The organism is Novosphingobium aeonii (assembly GCF_052279045.1).
Lineage (GTDB): Bacteria > Pseudomonadota > Alphaproteobacteria > Sphingomonadales > Sphingomonadaceae > Novosphingobium.
The window spans coordinates 1,425,414-1,443,877 of the sequence record NZ_CP176832.1; the positions used below are offsets into that span (position 1 = coordinate 1,425,414).

Annotated in this window: 13 protein-coding genes; 10 read left to right on the forward strand and 3 right to left on the reverse strand. The window is 65.7% G+C overall.

The genetic code is table 11. From position 1 onward, the window contains the following. Positions 1-110 precede the first annotated feature (110 nt). The 3 genes from ACLIMP_RS07120 (at position 111) to ACLIMP_RS07130 (ending at position 4,339) form a co-directional block, all read left to right on the forward strand. Entirely contained in the window at positions 111-569 is a 459-nt protein-coding gene (locus ACLIMP_RS07120) for a MarR family winged helix-turn-helix transcriptional regulator (protein ID WP_185997885.1), read from the forward strand. 123 nt (positions 570-692) lie between these two features. Next, the gene (locus ACLIMP_RS07125) at positions 693-3,200 is read left to right on the forward strand and encodes a TonB-dependent receptor plug domain-containing protein (protein ID WP_324698442.1); all 2,508 of its coding nucleotides are present in this window, start codon (positions 693-695) and stop codon (positions 3,198-3,200) included. Between the two features lie 8 nt (positions 3,201-3,208). Beyond that, complete coding sequence (locus tag ACLIMP_RS07130) at positions 3,209-4,339, forward strand: cytochrome-c peroxidase (RefSeq protein ID WP_324698444.1); 1,131 nt, start codon at positions 3,209-3,211, stop codon at positions 4,337-4,339. Here the strand turns inward: ACLIMP_RS07130 and ACLIMP_RS07135 are convergent. Then, positions 4,326-4,685 carry a hypothetical protein gene (locus ACLIMP_RS07135; RefSeq protein WP_324698446.1) on the reverse strand — a complete coding sequence of 120 codons (360 nt, stop codon included), beginning with the start codon at positions 4,683-4,685 and terminating at the stop codon, positions 4,326-4,328. The two genes, ACLIMP_RS07130 and ACLIMP_RS07135, sit on opposite strands and share 14 nt — an antisense overlap. Positions 4,686-4,741: 56 nt before the next feature. Between ACLIMP_RS07135 and ACLIMP_RS07140 the strand changes: the two genes are divergently transcribed. The 7 genes from ACLIMP_RS07140 to ACLIMP_RS07170 all read left to right on the forward strand — a co-directional run bounded on the left by ACLIMP_RS07140 (position 4,742) and on the right by ACLIMP_RS07170 (position 14,279). Next, positions 4,742-5,497, forward strand: a complete 756-nt coding sequence (locus ACLIMP_RS07140; protein ID WP_324698448.1) for an energy transducer TonB — start codon at positions 4,742-4,744, stop codon at positions 5,495-5,497. A 315-nt stretch (positions 5,498-5,812) separates the two neighbouring features. Continuing rightward, the gene (locus ACLIMP_RS07145; protein WP_132469033.1) at positions 5,813-6,625 is read left to right on the forward strand and encodes a ferredoxin--NADP reductase; all 813 of its coding nucleotides are present in this window, start codon (positions 5,813-5,815) and stop codon (positions 6,623-6,625) included. A gap of 124 nt (positions 6,626-6,749) precedes the next feature. After that, positions 6,750-7,361, forward strand: a complete 612-nt coding sequence (locus ACLIMP_RS07150) for a TetR/AcrR family transcriptional regulator (protein WP_054440163.1) — start codon at positions 6,750-6,752, stop codon at positions 7,359-7,361. Positions 7,362-7,894: 533 nt separating this feature from the next. Next, positions 7,895-8,314, forward strand: a complete 420-nt coding sequence (locus ACLIMP_RS07155) for a hypothetical protein (protein WP_054440165.1) — start codon at positions 7,895-7,897, stop codon at positions 8,312-8,314. 50 nt (positions 8,315-8,364) lie between these two features. Further along, on the forward strand, positions 8,365-9,600 hold the full coding sequence (locus tag ACLIMP_RS07160; protein WP_491716056.1) for an efflux RND transporter periplasmic adaptor subunit: 1,236 nt from the start codon (positions 8,365-8,367) through the stop codon (positions 9,598-9,600). 66 nt (positions 9,601-9,666) lie between these two features. Then, entirely contained in the window at positions 9,667-12,852 is a 3,186-nt protein-coding gene (locus ACLIMP_RS07165) for an efflux RND transporter permease subunit (protein WP_443478137.1), read from the forward strand. 17 nt (positions 12,853-12,869) lie between these two features. Then, complete coding sequence (locus ACLIMP_RS07170) at positions 12,870-14,279, forward strand: TolC family protein (RefSeq protein WP_324698456.1); 1,410 nt, start codon at positions 12,870-12,872, stop codon at positions 14,277-14,279. Between the two features lie 77 nt (positions 14,280-14,356). Here ACLIMP_RS07170 and ACLIMP_RS07175 read toward each other — a convergent pair whose 3' ends face one another. Both ACLIMP_RS07175 and ACLIMP_RS07180 read right to left on the reverse strand, forming a co-directional pair. Further along, a complete protein-coding gene (locus tag ACLIMP_RS07175) occupies positions 14,357-16,792 on the reverse strand; it encodes a TonB-dependent receptor (protein ID WP_185997877.1) in 2,436 nt (811 codons plus the stop codon). 267 nt (positions 16,793-17,059) lie between these two features. After that, on the reverse strand, positions 17,060-18,394 hold the full coding sequence (locus tag ACLIMP_RS07180) for an MFS transporter (protein WP_443478138.1): 1,335 nt from the start codon (positions 18,392-18,394) through the stop codon (positions 17,060-17,062). Positions 18,395-18,464: the final 70 nt, after the last annotated feature.

Sequence of the window (18,464 nt, forward strand, 5' to 3'; positions counted from 1 at the left end):
GGTTCCTCCATTTACATCGTTAGTGATTAGATCGTGTGCGATATAAATGCGTGAGTCGGGTGCCAGTGTCAAGCATTGCGATTCAATCGCGCGCGATTTATATTGAGGCCATGGACCAGACACCCTCATCGCCGCCGGAAGACGCTCTCGACCCCTTCGAGGATTTCCTGTGCTTTTCGGTCTATTCCACCGGGCTCGCCTTCAACCGGATCTACAAGCCGCTGCTGGACCGGCTGGGCCTGACCTACCTGCAATATCTCGCCATTCTCGGTCTTGCCCGGAAGGACGGGCAGACGGTGAGCGAACTGGGCGAGAAGCTGTTTCTCGAATCGAACACGCTGACCCCGCTGCTGAAGCGACTCGAGGCGGCAGGGCTGGTGGAACGGCGGCGTTCGACCGAGGACGAGCGCGTCGTGCGGATCACCCTGACCGACAAGGGCCGCGCCACTGCGGCGGAGGCGCGCTGCGTGCCGGCCGAACTGGTGGAGGCGACCGGGGTTTCGATAGACCGTATCGCCGATCTCAATCGCGAACTGAAAGCGCTGCGCACCCAGTTACGGGGCGGTTGAGCGCGCAGCGCATGGGCTGATGCAGGAAGAGCAAGCATAGCCCTGAAATGATATTGAGAATCGCTTGCAATAACGCAGGCGTCTGGTTAGAGGCCGCCCCCAACGAACAACAGGGGTCGCTCAATGCATCTTACTCTCGCGCGGGCGCTGCTCGCAGCGGCTGTGGCCGTGCCTTCCATCCAGGCCCATGCGCAGGACCAGTCCGTCGGCGGCGCTGCCGAACAGCAGTTGCCGGAAGTCGTCGCCGATGGTGAGCGCGCCGATGAGAGCTATGTCATGGGCACCGGCGCGGAGGCGGGCACCACGCGCATCACCGAAAAGGAAATCCGCGCCCGTGCGCCGGGTTCGGGCGACGCCAACCAGCTTCTGAAAGCCCTGCCGACCGTCCAGTTCCGCCGCGACGAGTACATGGCGACCGAAGAGGACATCCAGGATATCCGGCCTTCCGATATCTCGATCTCGGGCGGGCGCTATTACGAGAACCTCATCACGCTCGACGGGGTCGACGCCAATGCCCGCGTCGATATCACCCAGTCCAACCCCCAGCACTTCGCCGAACCGACCGGCGCCAGCGCGCAGTCGCTTTGGGTAGATACCAACCTGATTGGTGAGATCACCCTGCGCGATTCCAACGTTTCGGCGGAATATGGCCGTTTCACCGGCGGCGCGCTCGACATCAAGACGCGGTCTCCCAAGAAGGAGTTCGGCTTCACCAGCACGGTCTCCTACAGTTCGGATGCGCTCACGCACTACAAGCTCTCGGACGGTTCGCGCGAGTCGCTGGATGGCGATCTTCCCGAAAAGCCGTCGTTCGAGAAGTGGCGCTTCGGTGCCACCGTCGACTTGCCGGTAAGCAGCAATGTCGGCCTGCTGCTGGGCTATAACCGTTCGCGTGCCGATGTCGTATACACGCGGGGCGCGAACTACGGGAGCACCCGCTATGGCCAGTCCAGCGTCAGCGATAACTTCCTTGCCAAGGCCGAGGCAGACCTCGCCGGCGACCTGAAGTTGACCGGGCAGTTCGTCTATACGCCTTATGAAAGCGAGTCGTCCTCGGCCAGCGGCATAGACAACAAGGTGACCTCGCACGGCGGCGGCATTACCAGCCGGCTGGAACTCGCGAAGTCGGGCACCACGAACTGGTCGATCTCGGCGAGCCTCTCGCACAGCGACACCAGCCGCGATGCATCGGCCAACAACTATTCGATTCCTTCGTGGACCGAAAACGGCGGCGTCTGCACCGGTACCAACTGCACCATCGGCGGATTCGGCGATGTCGACCAGTGGCAGAACAACTACGCCCTGACCGGGCGGTGGTCGGCGCCCGTGGGACCGGGCCGTCTGGCGATCGGCTTCGATTATCAGCGCATCGAGGCGATGCGAAGCCGTCCCGCCGACAACTATGCCTATTCGCGTGGAACGGCGCAGAGTGCGGCGGCCACGATTGCGTGCGGCGATGCGAACAGCCTGACCTGCGTTGCCGGCGAATATGCGCTTACGCAATATTCGCTCTATGCGGCCTACCGTGCCCGCGTGAACCTCGACAGCGTGGCGGGCTGGGCGGAATACAGCGCCGATCTTGGCGATTTCTCGCTGCGCGCGGGTCTTCGCTACGATTACGAGAGCTTCCTGGGCAATCATAACTTCTCGCCGCGCCTTTCGGCCACTTATGCCCTGCCGTGGGACGGGTGGAGCTTCACCCTGGGTGCGAACCGCTATTACGGACGTTCGATGCTCGCTTATGCCCTGCGCGAACAGTACCCCGATAACTTCGTCTATCGCCGTAACGGCACGACCAGCGGTGGTATCACGACTTACACTGACGGCGACTGGTATCTCTATTCCACCAGCCATTCCGCCAGCTATTCGGATGGCGACAAGAAGACGCCCTATTCCGACGAACTGTCCGCCGCGCTTTCGGCGCGCGTGCTGGGGGGAAGCCTGAGGGTCAAGGGCATCTACCGCGAAGGGAATGATGAGTTCGTCCGTTCCGCCGAGACGCTGACGACCACTCTCGCCAATGGCAATACCACCACCTATACCAACTACTTCGTCACGAACGAGGGCTATAGCAAATACCGGGGGCTCTCGTTCGAGTGGACCCGCACTTTCGGCAAGCACTCCTTCGCGTTCAACACCAATTTCTCGAAGACCACCTCGAGCAACGACACGTATCTCGTCGATTCCGACGATCTGGTGGAGAACCCGTTCGTGGCGTTCCAGGGCAAGGTCGTCACACTTGCCGATATCGTCAGCCTGACCCAGCGTGACGACATGGCGGTGCCGTTCATGGCCAACATGACCTGGACCGTGCTCTGGCTGAGCGATCGGATCACCACCAACGTCAACGTGCGCTATACCGACAAGTTCAAGCGCATCGAGGATACCGGCCGCAGCGAGACGATCGACGGTACGGCCTACGATCTCTACGACTATGTGAAGTATCCGCGCTCGATCGACGTGAACCTCAATGCGCAGGCCGAACTCATCCGTTCCAGCTACGGCGTGCTGACTGCCGACCTGCGCGTGGCGAACCTGTTCGACCGGATACCCTCGCCGAACAGCACGGCCACTTCACAGCCCTATCAGTATGGGCGCTCGTTCTGGGTCGGTCTCAACTACCGGTTCTGACCCGCTCCATGTCCCGTTTCCAGCTGCTGCCGCGCCTTGTCATGACGCTCGCGATTCTCGTGATCGGGGGGAGTGTCGCCGGGCGTGCGCAGCAGGTGGCGGGGGAGGGGGCGGTGGGGGAGGGAGCGGTGGGGGAGGGAGCGCCGGCAGCGGGGGCGCTGCGGGCACTCTATGCGGGGAAGCCGGAATCCTGGCCTCGTCCGCGCCTGGGGGAGGGGGCCCGCTTCGCCGAGTTCGGCCCGCTCCCCCGGCTCCCCGAAGCCTCGCCCCGCGAAAAGGCGCTGGCGGAGATCGGCAGGCGGATGTTCGACGATCCCGCGCTGTCACGATCCGGCCAGATCGCCTGTGCCTCGTGCCACAGCCCGGAGCTGGGCATGGCCGACGGGCTGCGCACCGCGTTCGGCCATGACCGCCAGCGGGGGCGGCGCAATGCCCAGTCGCTTTACGCCGCCGCCTGGATGACCCCGCTGTTCTGGGACGGCCGCGCGGCGACGCTGGAGGATCAGGCGATCCACCCCGTGCTCGACGGCAAGGAGATGGCGGGCACCGCACGCCTGATCGAGCCGCGCATCAACCGGGATGAGACCTACCGGTCGGCCTTCGAGGCGCTGAATGGCCATCGCCGCGTGACCTTGCAGGATGCCGCCGCTGCCATCGCCGCTTTCGAGCGGACCTTGCGGCCGCCGCGCTCGCGCTGGAGCCGGGTCATGGAACGCGGGGTCGCGGTGCTGACTGATCAGGAACTCGAAGGGTTGCACCTGTTCCGCACCAAGGCAGGCTGCGCTGCCTGCCACAACGGCCCGCTGCTGAGCGACGGTCGGTTTCACAATCTCGGCATCAGCTTCTACGGCCGCGCCCGCGAGGATCTCGGCCGTTATGAGGTCACGCAGGATCCGGCCGATGTCGGCCGCTTTCGCACGCCCTCGTTGCTGGGGGTGAGCCGCAGCGCGCCTTACATGCACAACGGCCTGTTCCTCACGCTGGAGCACGTGGTGGCGCTCTACAATGGCGGGGGAGGGCGGGACCGGGCGCAGCAACCGGGCAGGGCGCCTGCGCCCCGGCCCGATCCGCTGGTGTTCAGGCTTGACCTTACCCGGGAGGAACAGGCCGCGCTGGCGGCGTTTCTCAGGACGCTCTAGCGTGCCTGGCCCAGAGGTAAGTGAGGGCCGGCGGCAGGGTCACGAGCGGTGCCAGCCAGGCTACCGGGTCCGCGAAGCCGACCAGCAGTCCGAGCACGCCGAGAAGCAGCGCGGCGCCGTTCAGAAGCGCTTGCGGCAGCGCGCGGCGGCGCAGCGGGCACACAAGGCGCGCGGCATTGGCGAGCCAGAGCATCGTCAGCAGCGCGAGGCCCGCGACCAGTTCATGTTCGGGCGCATTGCCGCGATGGCCCGCCAGCCAGAGCAGGTTGGTCACACTGGCCAGGCAGAACAGCGCGAAGGCCGCATTGACGGAGAGGGCGACCCGTTCGAACCGGCGCGAAATCATCGGGGCTCCTTAGTATGCTATTGCGAGTCGATAGCAGTACTGTTAGGCGGCGCGCAATGATTTCCTCACGACCTCTTTCCCTGGCGATGACCGGCGCCGTCCACGCGGTGGTCTTCGCGCTCGCCTGGAGTGCTTTCGGGGCGAGCCAGCCCGTGGGTGCCCCCGGCCGCGGCGCGGGGCTCGTATCGTTCCGCGCGGTGGACCTGTCGCATCGGGACGAGGACCGCAAGGAAACCGCGCGCAAGGAGGAGGCGCAAAGCGAGCCGCCACGTCCGGCGCTGGCGCCTCCTCCGAAAGCCGAACTGGCGGCAGTCGCGCCTGCCCGTCCGCAGGTGGTGACCGTCCAGCCGGTGGCGGCGCCTGCGATCCGGTTGTCGCAGTTGGCCTTGGCAGCTTCGCCGGCGATGCCGCCCGCCGCCCCGGTTTCCGCCTCTTCGGGCGAGGGCGCCGCTAGCGGCGCGGCGTCCGGCGAGGGGGCAGGCCGTGCGCAGGCCGCCGCGACGGCATCCGGCGGCAGCCGGGGCGAGGATACGTATGCCCGCCGCGTGTTCACGTGGATCGGCCGCCACAAGGGCTATCCCGGCCGGATCGCGCGCGAAGGCCGCGAAGGGACCGCGCTGGTTCGCCTCCTGATAGACGAGCATGGACGGCTGGAGCGCGCCGAACTCGCCCGGAGCAGCGGCCATGCCGCGCTGGACGCGCTGGCGCTGGAGCAGATTCGCGAGGCGGTGCCTTATCCGCGCCCGCCGCGCGGCCTTTCCTCCTCGCAGCGCGGGTTCCTCGTGCCGATGACCTACCGGCTCGACGGCTGATGGCCGCGCGGGCGCCAAGTCTGGCTTTCGGCCGTGAAAATGCAATTGCGTTGCATGGCGGCGCGGGACGGCTACTAGGCGGAACCTCCGGCCCATGAACCATTTCGGCACCTCCCGGCACCGGGCGCTTGCGCCTGCGAATGCGTCTGCTATGCGCGGACACCGCGTGCAGATTGCGCGGAGGGAAGCCGGCCTTGCGGTCTACGCAAGCACGCGGGCCGTTGCCGTTTCCGCGAAACGCACCGAAAACTGCCTTGACTCTGCGGGCTCGCGCCTGTCTGGGCTTTGCCACTCTACCACCCGAGGAATGAATTGATGAGCGACGGTCAGGCCGTGATGCCCACTCTTGAACCCACTGCCGCCCTGACGGTCGAGGAAGTTCTTACTGTCCGGCATTGGAACGAGCACCTGTTCAGCTTCACGATGTCGCGTCCGGCATCGTTCCGTTTCCGCTCGGGTGAGTTCGTCATGCTGGGCCTCCAGGGTGAGAAGCGCCCGCTGCTGCGCGCCTATTCGATCGCCAGCCCTTCCTGGGCCGAGGAAATCGAATTCCTCTCGATCAAGGTGCCGGACGGCCCGCTGACCTCGCGCCTCCAGCTCGTCCAGCCGGGCGACCAGATCTATCTTGGCCGCAAGCCCACCGGCACGCTCGTCACCGACGCGTTGCTGCCGGGCAAGCGCCTGTTCATGCTTTCGACCGGCACGGGCCTTGCGCCGTTCATGTCGCTGATCCGCGACCCGGACGTCTATGATCTCTATGACGAGATCGTGGTGGTCCACTGCGTCCGCCGCGTCAGCGACCTTGCCTACCGCGAGGAACTGGAAAGCCAGCTGGCCGAGGATCCGCTGGTTGCCGAGCAGGCACTGGTGCAGCTTTCCTACGTGCCCACCGTCACTCGCGAACCGTTCCACACCACCGGCCGCATCGGCGCGCTGGTGGAAAGCGGCCGCCTGTTCGAAGGCCTGAAGGGCGATGCGCGCTTCAATCCCGAGACCGACCGCGTGATGCTCTGCGGCTCGATGGACATGATCAAGGACTTCTCGGCCGACCTCGAATCCTGGGGCTTCACCGAGGGTTCGAACGCCAAGCCGGGCGACTTCGTCATCGAACGCGCGTTCGTCGGTTAAGAAGGCGTCGGTAAACAGGGCGTCGGTTAGAGAACAGGGCGCCTTGCCGTTGCATGTCACGCTCGGTCTGTGAGCGAGCGTGACACTTTACGGACAGCAGCCTCCTACCTATATACCGACCGGTATGAAATGTTCAGCTCCCACATCGACTCGGGGTCGCCCGCGCGAGTTCGACCCTGAAGAAGCCCTGACGGCTGCGCTTCGGGTGTTCTGGCAGCGCGGCTACGAAGGCGCGTCAATGGCGGAACTGACCGAGGCCATGGGCATCACCAAGCCCAGCCTCTATGCCTGTTTCGGCAACAAGGAAGCGCTTTTCAAGAAGGCGCTTGATCTCTACGAGCGCGACAAGCTGGCCTATGTCGGCAAGGCACTGGAAGCGACCACCGCGCGCGGTGTTGCCGAAAGGCTGCTGAACGGCGCGATCACCACGCATTGCGGCGGCAGCGATCCACACGGGTGCCTGGGCGTGATGTCCACCGTCACCTGCACGATGGAGGATCCCTCCATCCGCGACTTCGTGACGGAACGCCGCATCGCCACCGAAGACGCCCTGATCGAACGGTTCGCGCGCGGCAAGGAGGAGGGCGACCTTCCCGAAACCGTCGACCCCCGCTGCCTGGCGCAATGCCTGACGACGGTGCTTCAGGGCATGTCGGTGAAGGCCCAGGGCGGCTCCTGTGCGCAGGAGCTGAAGGGCGTGGTCGATACCTACCTGACGATGTGGCCCGGGCGGTAAACGCCTCGGGGCACGTGTCCCGGCCACCTTCCCGGAAAGCCGGGCTCCGACTCGGTTCTCCCTTCGGATCGGCAAAATGGACCTTTACGGCGCACGGTGGCTCGCAAAACCTTCGTGCCGCCTGAAAAAAGTTCATTCAACTGGCGTTCAGGCCCTTGAAAAGGGCGCTTTCGAACAAATCTTACCAAGCGGTACAGAAAGTCGCTTGACGAGATACCGCACCGCAATATATACCGCTTGGTACAGAACGAGGTAACCCGACTCGCCGCTTGATGGGAGTTCGGGGGCCAAGTTTCCGCGGCCGGTGAATGCCGGTCGGCCCTCGGTGCTGCCTGTCCCCCCGCAGGTGGCTCCATACAAAAACGAACCCGTGCAGTCGGCATGCAGGACTTCGATGGAAATCGGATGTTCGTGTGGTGTCCGCCTGTGCCCGAAGACTTTCCGACGCCCCTTGCGCCGGAACGCCCCGGCGCGCGCCCTTTCCCCCTCCTGTCCCGAGGGCGCGCGCCGGGCACTTTCAGGGAGCACGAAACATGGCCTTCATCGACTTTACCGATGCGGCGCTCCAGGCGCTGCCCGCAACTTCCGCCTTTTCCGGGCGCCCCATTCCTGCCGAGACTCCTTTCGGCGCCGTTTCCGAACCCCTTTCGCGCTTCGAGCGCAGGATCGTGGAGCTGGCGCGCGAGGATGGCCTCGCCACGCTCCGGCCGCAGCGCAAGCGCGGCTGGTTCGCCCGCCTGATCTTCGGCCCGCAGCCGCCGTCCCCGATGCTCGCCAACGAGCAACTGGAGGCGCTGCGCCGCCTGGCCGTGCAGGCCTGGCACCATGGCTACACGCTGCCCGCTTCCGTGATGAAGGAAGCCCGCGTGGCCGGCCACAGCGAGGCCAAGATCGGCGCCGTCATCGACTTTATCGGGCGCTCCCGCGCCCCGTTCCGGAGGCTTGCCGCGTGAATTTCCCCGTATCTCCAGAAACGCTCGCCGCGACGGCGACGGAGGCCGAACTGCCCGATGGCAGCCAGGCCAGCCGTCCTCGCCGCGGACGACACGTCGCCATTGCCGCCATCGCGCTGATCGCGGTGGCCGGCATCGGCTGGAAGACCTTCAGCCATACGCAGGCCGACGCGGCGCCGATGGCGCCTGCCGTCGTTCAGGCCGCAACCCCGCTGATCCGCGACGTGACCGAATGGGACGATTATGTCGGCCGCTTCGCACCCAGCAAATCGGTGGAAGTGCGTCCGCGCGTCTCGGGCGCGATCACGCAGCTCTTCTTCAAGGACGGCGATTTCGTCCGCGAGGGGCAGCCGCTGTTCACCGTCGACCCGCGCCCCTACCGCGCCGCCCTGGCCGAGGCGCAGGCCGAAGTCGCCTCCGCCCAGAGCGCTCTGGTCCTCGCCAGGTCGGACTATGCCCGCGTTGCCGGGCTCAAGGGTGACGAGGCCATGGCCGCCAGCGAGGTCGACCAGCTTCGCGCCAAGGTCCGCGCCGCCACCGCCGCGCTGGCGGGGGCCGAGGCCCGCGTGCGCCAGCGTTCGCTCGATGTCGAATTCGCCACCGTGCGCGCGCCGATCTCGGGCCGCATTTCCGACCGCCGGGTGGACGTGGGCAACCTCGTCTCGGGTGAGAACGGCACCGGCGCCACCCTGCTGACCACGATCAACGCGGTCAGCCCGATCTACTTCACGTTCGATGCCTCCGAAGCGCTGTTCCTCAAGACCCAGCGCGAGAAGGCCGAGCACAAGAGCGCCGCCGACGTGCAGGTCCGCCTTCAGGACGAGACCCAGTACCGCTGGAACGGCAAGCTGGACTTCACCGACAACGGCCTCGACCCGCGCTCGGGCACGATCCGCGTGCGCGCCGTGCTCGACAATTCCGACGGGTTCCTGACGCCGGGCATGTTCGGCAACATGCGTCTGGCGGAAGGCGGCACGGTCAAGGCCATGCTGGTGCCTGACGACGCCATCCAGTCCGACCAGGCGCGCAAGGTCGTGCTGACGGTGGGCAAGGACGGCGTGGTCGCGGCCAAGCCGGTCGAACTCGGCCCGCTGGTGGACGGGCTGCGTGTCATCCGCTCGGGCCTTGCGCCTGCGGACCGCGTGGTCATCTCCAACTACCAGGCCGCCATTGCCGGCGCCAAGGTCAATACCCGCCGCGGCCAGATCGCGGTGGACCCCAAGGCGGCCAATGTCGCCTCCGGCCCCAATGCGCCGATTGCCGCGCAGGCCACGCTCGCCAACTGACATTCACCCATCGGGGGAGCGGTCCTCGACCTGAGTGACCGCTCCCCGTGACAGGGGCATATTCCCATGCGATTTTCCCGGTTCTTCATCGACCGGCCGATCTTCGCAGGCGTCATCGCGGTGATCCTCACCGTGGTGGGTGCGCTTGCGTTCTTCGGCCTGCCGGTCAGCCAGTATCCCGACATCGTCCCGCCGACGGTGACGGTGACCGCCCAATATCCCGGCGCTTCCGCCGAAACCGTCGCCGACACCGTGGCCGCTCCGATCGAGCAGGAAATCAACGGCGTCGACGACATGCTCTACATGTCATCGCAGTCCACCGGCGACGGCAAGGTGACGATCACCGTCACCTTCAAGATCGGCACCGACCTCGATGCCGCGCAGGTTCTGGTACAGAACCGCGTCGCCATTGCCGAACCGCGTCTTCCCGACGCCGTGCGCGCAATGGGCGTGGTGACGCGCAAGACCTCGCCGGAATTCCTGATGGTGGTGAACCTGCAGTCTCCCGACGGCACGTTCAACCGCGACTACCTGTCGAACTATGCCCTCACGCAGGTCAAGGACCGGCTCTCGCGCCTTGACGGCGTGGGCGACGTGCAGCTGTTCGGCTCGCGCGACTACGGCATGCGCATCTGGATCGACCCCACCAAGGCCGCCGCCATGAACCTGACCGCGGGCGAGATCGTCGATGCGCTCAAGGCCCAGAACGTGCAGGTCTCCTCGGGCGCGATCGGCGCGCCGCCTTATGACCGGGGCAATGCCTATCAGGTCGGCGTCGAGATGCAGGGCCGCCTGACCACGCCCGAGCAGTTCGGCGACATCGTCGTGCGCACCGATGCCGAAGGCCGCCAGGTCCGCGTGCGCGACGTGGCGCGTGTCGAACTGGGCGCGCAGGACTACACCACCAACACTTACCTCTCGGGCAAGCCCACGGTCGTGATCGCCGTGCTCCAGCGCCCGGGCTCGAACGCGCTCGATGCCGCCAAGGCCGTGCGTGCCGAGATGGACGACGTTGCCAAGGCCTTCCCCAAGGGCCTCGATTATTCCGTCATCTACAACCCCACCGAGTTCATCGGCCAGTCGATCGACGCGGTGTACCACACCCTGTTCGAGGCGGTGATCCTCGTCGTCCTCGTCATCCTGGTGTTCCTCCAGAACTGGCGCGCGGCGGTGATTCCGATCATCGCGATCCCGGTCTCGCTGGTCGGCACCGCGATCATGCTGGCGGCCGTCGGCTATTCCCTCAACAACCTCTCGCTGTTCGGGCTGGTGCTCGCCATCGGCATCGTCGTCGACGACGCGATCGTCGTGGTCGAGAACGTGGAACGCTACATCGAGGAGGGCATGTCTCCGCTGGAGGCCGCCCGCCGCTCGATGGACGAAGTGACCGGCGCGCTGATCGCCATCGTCCTGGTGCTCTGCGCGGTCTTCGTGCCGACGCTGTTCATCACCGGCATGTCGGGCCAGTTCTACAAGCAGTTCGCCGTCACCATCACCACCGCCACGGTGATCTCGCTGGTGCTCTCGCTCACGCTGTCTCCGGCGCTCGCCGCGATCCTGCTGCGCGAACGCCATGCCCTGCCGGAGGGCGCCCCGCGCTGGAAGCGGACGCTGCAAGGCGCCGCCGACAGGTTCAACCGCGGCTTCGACCGGATGAGCGACGGCTATGCCCGCCTCACTCTCACGCTGGTCAAGCGCCCGGTGAAGATGATGGCCGGTTATGCCGCGCTCATCGCCGCCACCGTTGGCATGTTCTGGGCGACGCCTGCGGGCTTCATCCCGAACCAGGACCAAGGCTATTTCCTTGCCGCGATCTTCCTGCCGCCGGGCTCCTCGCTCACGCGTACGGACGAAGTGACGCAGGAAGTCGCCAAGCGCATCCTGCCGATCAAGGGCCTGCGCGGCGCGGTGATGTTCGCCGGCTTCCACGGTCCCTCGCAGACGGCCGCGCCTGACGCCGCCGCCATCTACTTCCCGTTCAAGAGCTTCGCGGAGCGCAAACAGCTGGGCGTGACCTATGAAGGGATCATGGCCCAGGCCCAGGCCGCGATGCAGGGTTACGACAAGGCGCAGGTCCTGCTGATCCCGCCGCCGACCATCAACGGCATCGTCCCCCCGGGTGGCTACCGCATGGTCGTGGAGGACAAGGAAGGGCGCGGTCTGGCCGAGCTTCAGAAGGCTGCCGGCGCGCTGATCGCCAAGGCCAACCAGGCCCCCGAACTGAGCCAGGTCTATACCCTGTTCACCATGAACACCCCGCGCGTCTATGCCGACGTCGACCGCCGCAAGGCGGACATGCTGGGCGTTTCTCCGGCCAAGATCTTCGAGGCGATGCAGGTCTACCTCGGTTCGGCCTATATCAACGACTTCAACCTGCTGGGACGCACCTATCGCGTCACCGCGCAGGCTGACGCGGCCTATCGCGGTTCCACCGCGGATATCGCCAACCTCCAGACCCGCTCGGAATCGGGCGCGATGGTTCCGGTCGGCTCGGTCGCGACGTTCAAGGACCAGACCGGCCCCTACCGCGTGGTGCGCTACAACCTGCACCCGGCGGTGGAAATCGACGGCAGCTACGGCAAGGGCTATTCCTCGGGCCAGTCGCTGGCGACGATGGAGCAGATCGCGGGCGAAACCCTGCCCACCGGCTATGACACCGAGTGGACCGGCATCGCCTATCAGCAGGCCACTGCGGGCAATACCGCCGGAATCGTCTTCGGCATGGCGGTGCTGTTCGTCTTCCTGGTTCTCGCCGCCCAATACGAAAGCCTGACCCTGCCGCTGGCGATCATCCTGATCGTGCCGATGTGCCTCTTCGCCGCGATGACCGGCGTGAACCTCAGGGGGATGGACAACAATATCCTCACCCAGATCGGTCTGGTCGTGTTGATTGCCCTTGCCGCCAAGAACGCGATCCTCGTGGTCGAATTCGCCAAGCAGGCGGAAGAGGAGCGGGGCTATTCGCCGGTGGAGGCAGCCGTCTATGCGGCCCGCACCCGCCTGCGCCCGATCCTGATGACCTCGCTGGCCTTCATCCTCGGCACGGTGCCGCTGGTGATCGCCGATGGGGCAGGCGCCGAGCTTCGGCAGGCGCTGGGCACGGCGGTGTTCTTCGGGATGACCGGCGTTACCGGCTTCGGCCTGCTGTTCACGCCCACCTTCTACGTCGTCTGCCGCAAGCTCGCAGCAGCGCTTCGCCGGAACCCGGCAGCGCCGCATCACCAGAGCCACGCGGTGGTTCCGGCGGAATGAAAGGACGGATGATGTCCATGAATATCAAGAACCTGGTTGCGGGACTTCTCACCGCGACCGCCCTCTCGGCCTGCGCCGTCGGACCCGACTATGTCGCGCCGACGCCGCCGGTCGCGGCAGCGGCGCCCTTCGTGGGCGTCCAGACTGCCGAAGTCACCGCCGCCGCGCCCAATGACAATTGGTGGCGGCTCTACAACGACCCGGTGCTTGACGGTCTGGTTGCCGATGCGCTCGCCGCCAACACCGACGTGCGCGTGGCCGTGGCCCGGATCGAGAAGGCGCGGGCCAGCCTGCGCGGATCGCGTTCCGACCGCCTGCCGCAGACGAACATCGATGCCAGCGGCACTTATGGCCGGGTTTCGGAAAGCCAGGTCCTGCCGGGCTACGACCGTGAAGGTCGCCGCGTCGACGGCGAGTTCTCGGTGGGCTACGAACTGGACCTGTTCGGCCGGGTTTCACGCGGGATCGAGGCTTCTCGCGCCGATCTCGCCGCTGCGCAGGAGGATGCCGACGCGGTGCGGGTGACGGTCGTGGCCGACACCGTGCGGGCCTATGTCGATGCCACCAGCGCCGCCGACCAGCTCGGCGTCGCCCAGCGAACCGTCGACCTGCTCGACCGTTCTGCGCGGATCACCAATGCCCGTTTCGAGCGGGGGCTCAACCAGAAGCTCGACGTGATCCGCGTTACCCAGCTGCGCGAGCAGCAGGCGGCCATGATCCCGAGCCTTCAGGCAGCCCGCGACGCGGCGCTGTTCCGTCTCGCGACGCTGACCGGGCGGACGCCGCAGGACCTGCCGGAAGCGGCGCGGACCCGCACGACGACTCCTGACGTCAGCCGTGCGATTCCGGTTGGCGACGGGGCGACCCTGCTGGCGCGCCGTCCCGACGTGAAGGCGGCCGAACGCCGTCTTGCCGCCGATACCGCGCGCGTCGGCGTGGCGACGGCGGATCTCTATCCGAAGATCACGCTGGGCGGTTCGATCGGCACCACTGCGGTCGGCGCGACCGACGTGTTCGGCGGCGGCCCGCTGCGCTGGCTGCTCGGGCCGATGATTTCCTGGGCGTTCCCCAACCAGGAAGCGATCCGGGCACGGATCGGCGGGGCGAAGGCCGATGCCAAGGCCGATCTCGCCACGTTCGACGGCACCGTGCTGCGGGCGCTGGAAGAAACCGAGACCGCGCTTTCGGCCTATCGCAATGCCTTGTTGCGCAAGGAGCGCCTCGCTTCCGCCCGCGATGCGGCGGAGCGCGCGGCCAACGTCAGCCTGGCGCGCGAGAGCAGGGGGCAGATCGATTCGCTCGACGTGCTCGATGCCCAGCGTACCCTTGCACAGTCCGAAGCGGACTATGCAGCGGCGACCCGTGCGGTGGCTTTCGCGCAGGTCGATCTGTTCCGGGCGCTTGGTGGAAGCTGGCAGCAGACCTGACGCGCCGGCAAGGCAAACGGAAAAGGGGGCGGCAAGGTGTGACCTTGCCGCCCCCTTTTTTCATCCGGCCTGTGCGATCAGCGCGAGCCGAAAGCGTAGCGCACGTTGATGCCGAACTCGCGCGGGGCGGTGGTGGTCACACCGGTGTACGTGCTCGTGCCCGTGGCGGCGGTCGGTCCGGTGAAGATCGGGCGGCCGGTGGTGGGATCGAACTGTCCGGCGAAGCCAAGCTGCTGGTACGAGGTGAACAGCGGGTTGGTACGGGTCAGGGTCTTCGTCGTGTCGAAGACGTTCTTGGCATAGAGGCCCACTTCCCAGGCGCCGTCATCCGCGCGCAGGCCAGCGAAGAGGTTGACCAGGGCATAGGCCCCGACGTTGTCCCAGGCATTGCCCGGATCGCCCTTCGACTTGCCGGTATAGGTCGCGATGCCGCGCAGGTAGGCGTCGGTCCCGCTGAAGGCGGGGAACGCGTATTCGCTCTGCGCGGTGGCCGAGAAGGGCGCCATGAACGAGGAACGCTGCGAGACCTGGCAGGCGGCGATGTTGTTCGAACCGACGGCGCCGATCAGGTCGTCGAGCGAGGGCGCGCTGGTCGTTGCGTCCGGCACGCCGTCGCCGTTGAGATCGTTGCAGGGGACGGTGCCGCCCTTGATCTTGCCCATCGAATAGCTGGCCGACGCGCCGAGGGTCCAGCCCTGCATGACGTCGAACGAGACATCGCCTTCGATGCCGTTGACTTCCACCGGCACGGCGCCGGCGAAGTTGAAGTTGCTGACCTGCTGGGCGGTGCCGGTGACATTTCCGGCCGAATCGCGCAGGGCAACGGTATTGATGAAGAACACGCCCGATCCCGGCACGCGGTAGGGGTAGTTCTTGAACTTCTGGTGATAGGCCGTGAGGTTGAAGCGCATGCGGCCGTCGAGCAGCGTGGACTTCATGCCGATTTCATACGACTTCGAGGTTTCCGCCGGCAGGTGGAGGAACGACTTTTCGAGGTCGGACTGCGCGATGTTGAAGTCGCCGACGACATTGATGCCGGGGCGCCACGAACTGCCGGTCCCCACGTAGACCATCAGGTCCGGCGTGAAGTTGTGCTTGAGCGAGCCGTTGTAGATCCACTTCTTGGCCGACTGCACGTTGTTCGAGATCGTCATGCCGTTGACGATGAGCTGGCTTTCGTCCTTGTAGTCGATCCGGCGCAGGCCGCCCGAGACTTCGGTGGCATCGCCGATGTGCACGGTCAGGTTGCCGAAGAACGACTGTTCGTGCGTCTTGCCCTGGCTGGTGATCGGGGTCTGGACCAACTGTGCGATACCGCCGCCGAACACTTCCGGCAGGGCCACGATGGTCGGGTTGGTGAGATCGGTGTGCGGCTTGTTGCGGCTGTCGAAGAAGCCCACCACGTAATCGACCATGTCGAACAGGCGTTCTTCGTTCTGCAGGCGGATTTCGTGCGACTTCGAGGTGGAGCGGGTGTCGGTGAACTGATTCACGTCACCTTCGAAGAGGTTGCCGCGGTCGAAGTTCTCGGTCGAGTGGATCTTCTGGGTGTAGTACTGGCCCTGGTAGATCAGGCGCTGGCCGAAGCCGCTGGCTTCTGCGCGCCAGTTGTAGACGTCGAACACCTGGCTGACGAGGCGCGGGCTCTCGTAGTTCGAGAGGCGGTCCTTCGAGGAGATGTAGACCGGGCTCTCGATCGCATCGGGATTGACCTCGGAGAACGAGGCGATCTGGTCGTAGCTGCGCTGGTTGCGATCAAGGCGCTGGTACATGCCTTCGAAGCGCAGCCAGTCGGTCGGCGTAACGAGGGCGGAGATACGGCCGCTCTTGGTGCGGGCGAAGGGATCGCGGTTGCTGTAGATCGAGTGGACGCGGTCCACCTCGTTCTCGTCCCAGACGCCGGCGGCGCGGATCGCGGCTATGCCTTCGATCACCGGGATGTTGAGCGCGCCCTTGAAGTTCATGGTGCCGATGTCGTTGGCGGTCATGTCCACCACGCCGCCCCACGAATAGAGGTCCGGCTTCTTGGTGGTGACGGTGATCGACCCGGACGGCGATGCACGGCCGCGCAGGGTGCCCTGGGGCCCGCGCTGCACTTCGATCTGGCCGATGTCGTACATTTGCTGGAGCACGACGCCGGCGGTGATCGGCGCGTCGTTCATGTAGAATTCGACGGTCGGGTTGTTGCCGCTGGCGTTCACGTCGAAGTTGACGCCGCGCATCTTGGCGTTGCCGCCGATGCCGTTGGCGTTGGTATCGAGCTGGAGACCGGGGGTGAGCGTGGAAACCTCGCGGAAGTCGCGCAGGTTCAGCTTGGAGATGTCGTCCGCGGTGACGGTGTCGATGACGGCGGGAACGTCCTGCACGTCTTCGTCGCGGCGGCGGGCCTGGACGATGATGACGTTCGCTTCGTTGACGTGCGTGGAATCATCCGGCTGCTCCTGCGCGAACGCGGGACTGCCAAGACTGGCCAAGCCTGCCGAGCACAGCAGAAGCTGCTTGAAAGAACGCATTTACTCTCCCTCCGGATATTTTGCTTTTCGATTGGGAGTTTGGGTGCGTTCTGACCCCCGATTCTGTCAAATGAAATGGCTTCATTTCTGCCAAACTACGGCATGGCGTTATTTGAACACTCGCTCAAACATCGGGTAAGTTGTTGAAATATGCCTTCTATTTCGAGTTTTGCGAAAATGGATCGCACGGACGATTGATCCGTGGCGCAAAGAAAAAGGGGGCGCCGAAGCACCCCCTTTCCCGAATTCCGAAGCGATGGCTTGCCGTTAGTTGCGGCTGGCCAGCTCCTTGTTGAGCCAGAGCGCCGCCAGCGTGGCGATCGCGCCCGAGAGCAGGTAGCCGCCCGAAGCGATTAGGCCCCAGTTGCTGGACAGCAGCAGCGCCGCCAGCGGGGCGAAGCCGGCACCGAACAGCCAGGCAAGATCGCTCGTGAGCGCCGAGCCGGTATAGCGGTGCTCGCTCGAGAAGCCCGAGGCGACGACGCCCGAGGATTGGCCGAACGCGAGGCCGAGCAGCACGAAGCCGATGATCATGAAGGCGATCTCGCCGGCCGGGCCGGCATCGAGCAGCTGCGGCGCGAAGCCCGAGAAGATCGCGATGCCCACGGCGCAGGTGCCGAGCAGGTTACGACGGCCGAAGCGGTCGGCGATGCGGCCCGAGGCGATCACGGCGACGACGCCGAAGGCAGCGGCCAGCGCCTCGATCAGCAGGAAGCCGATCGGCGAATCGGCGGTGAACAGGAACACCCACGAGAGCGGGAACACGGTCACCATGTGGAACATCGCGAAGCTGGCGAGCGGTGCGAAGGCACCGATCACGATCGTGCGCCATTCGCGGCTGATCGTGCTGGACACGGCGGCGGGCTGCAGGTCGCGGCTGACGAAGAGGTTTTCGAACTCGTCCGTGACGACGATGCGAAGGCGCGCGAAGAGCGCCACGACGTTGATCGCGAAGGCCACGAAGAAGGGATAGCGCCAGCCCCAGTCGAGGAAGTCCTCGGCGGGGAGGGTGGCGATCATGAAGGCGAACAGGGCGCTGGCCACGATCAGGCCGAACGGCGCGCCGAGCTGCGGGATCATCGCATACCAGCCGCGCTTGCCTTCAGGTGCGTTGAGCGCGAGCAGCGAGGCAAGGCCGTCCCAGGTGCCGCCGAGGGCGAAGCCCTGGCCGAGCCGGAACAGGCAGAGCAGGGTGATCGCGGTGCTGCCTGCCGTCTGGTAGGAAGGCAGGAACGCGATCGCCGCGGTCGACCCGCCGAGCATGAACAACGCGATCGTCAGCTTGGTGCCGCGGCCGTAGGCGCGGTCGATCGCCATGAACACGAGGCTGCCGAAGGGGCGGGCGACGAACGCCAGCGCGAAGATCGCGAAGGAGTAGATCGTGCCGGTCAGCGCATCGACTAAGGGGAAGAACAGCTTCGGGAAGACCAGCACCGAGGCGATGGCATAGACGAAGAAGTCGAAGAACTCCGAGGTTCGCCCGATGATGACACCGATCGCGATCTCGCCGGGCGAGGGCTGATGGTGCTCCTTGAAAGTCGGCAGGCCCAAGGCTTCGCGGGACTGGCCCAAGGCTTCGCCGGATTGGGGAGTGCTGGTCATTTCGATTCTGCGGCCTTCGTTTCGGGTCCGCGAGCGGCCGGTCCTGATACAGCCTTCCGCGCGTGGACGA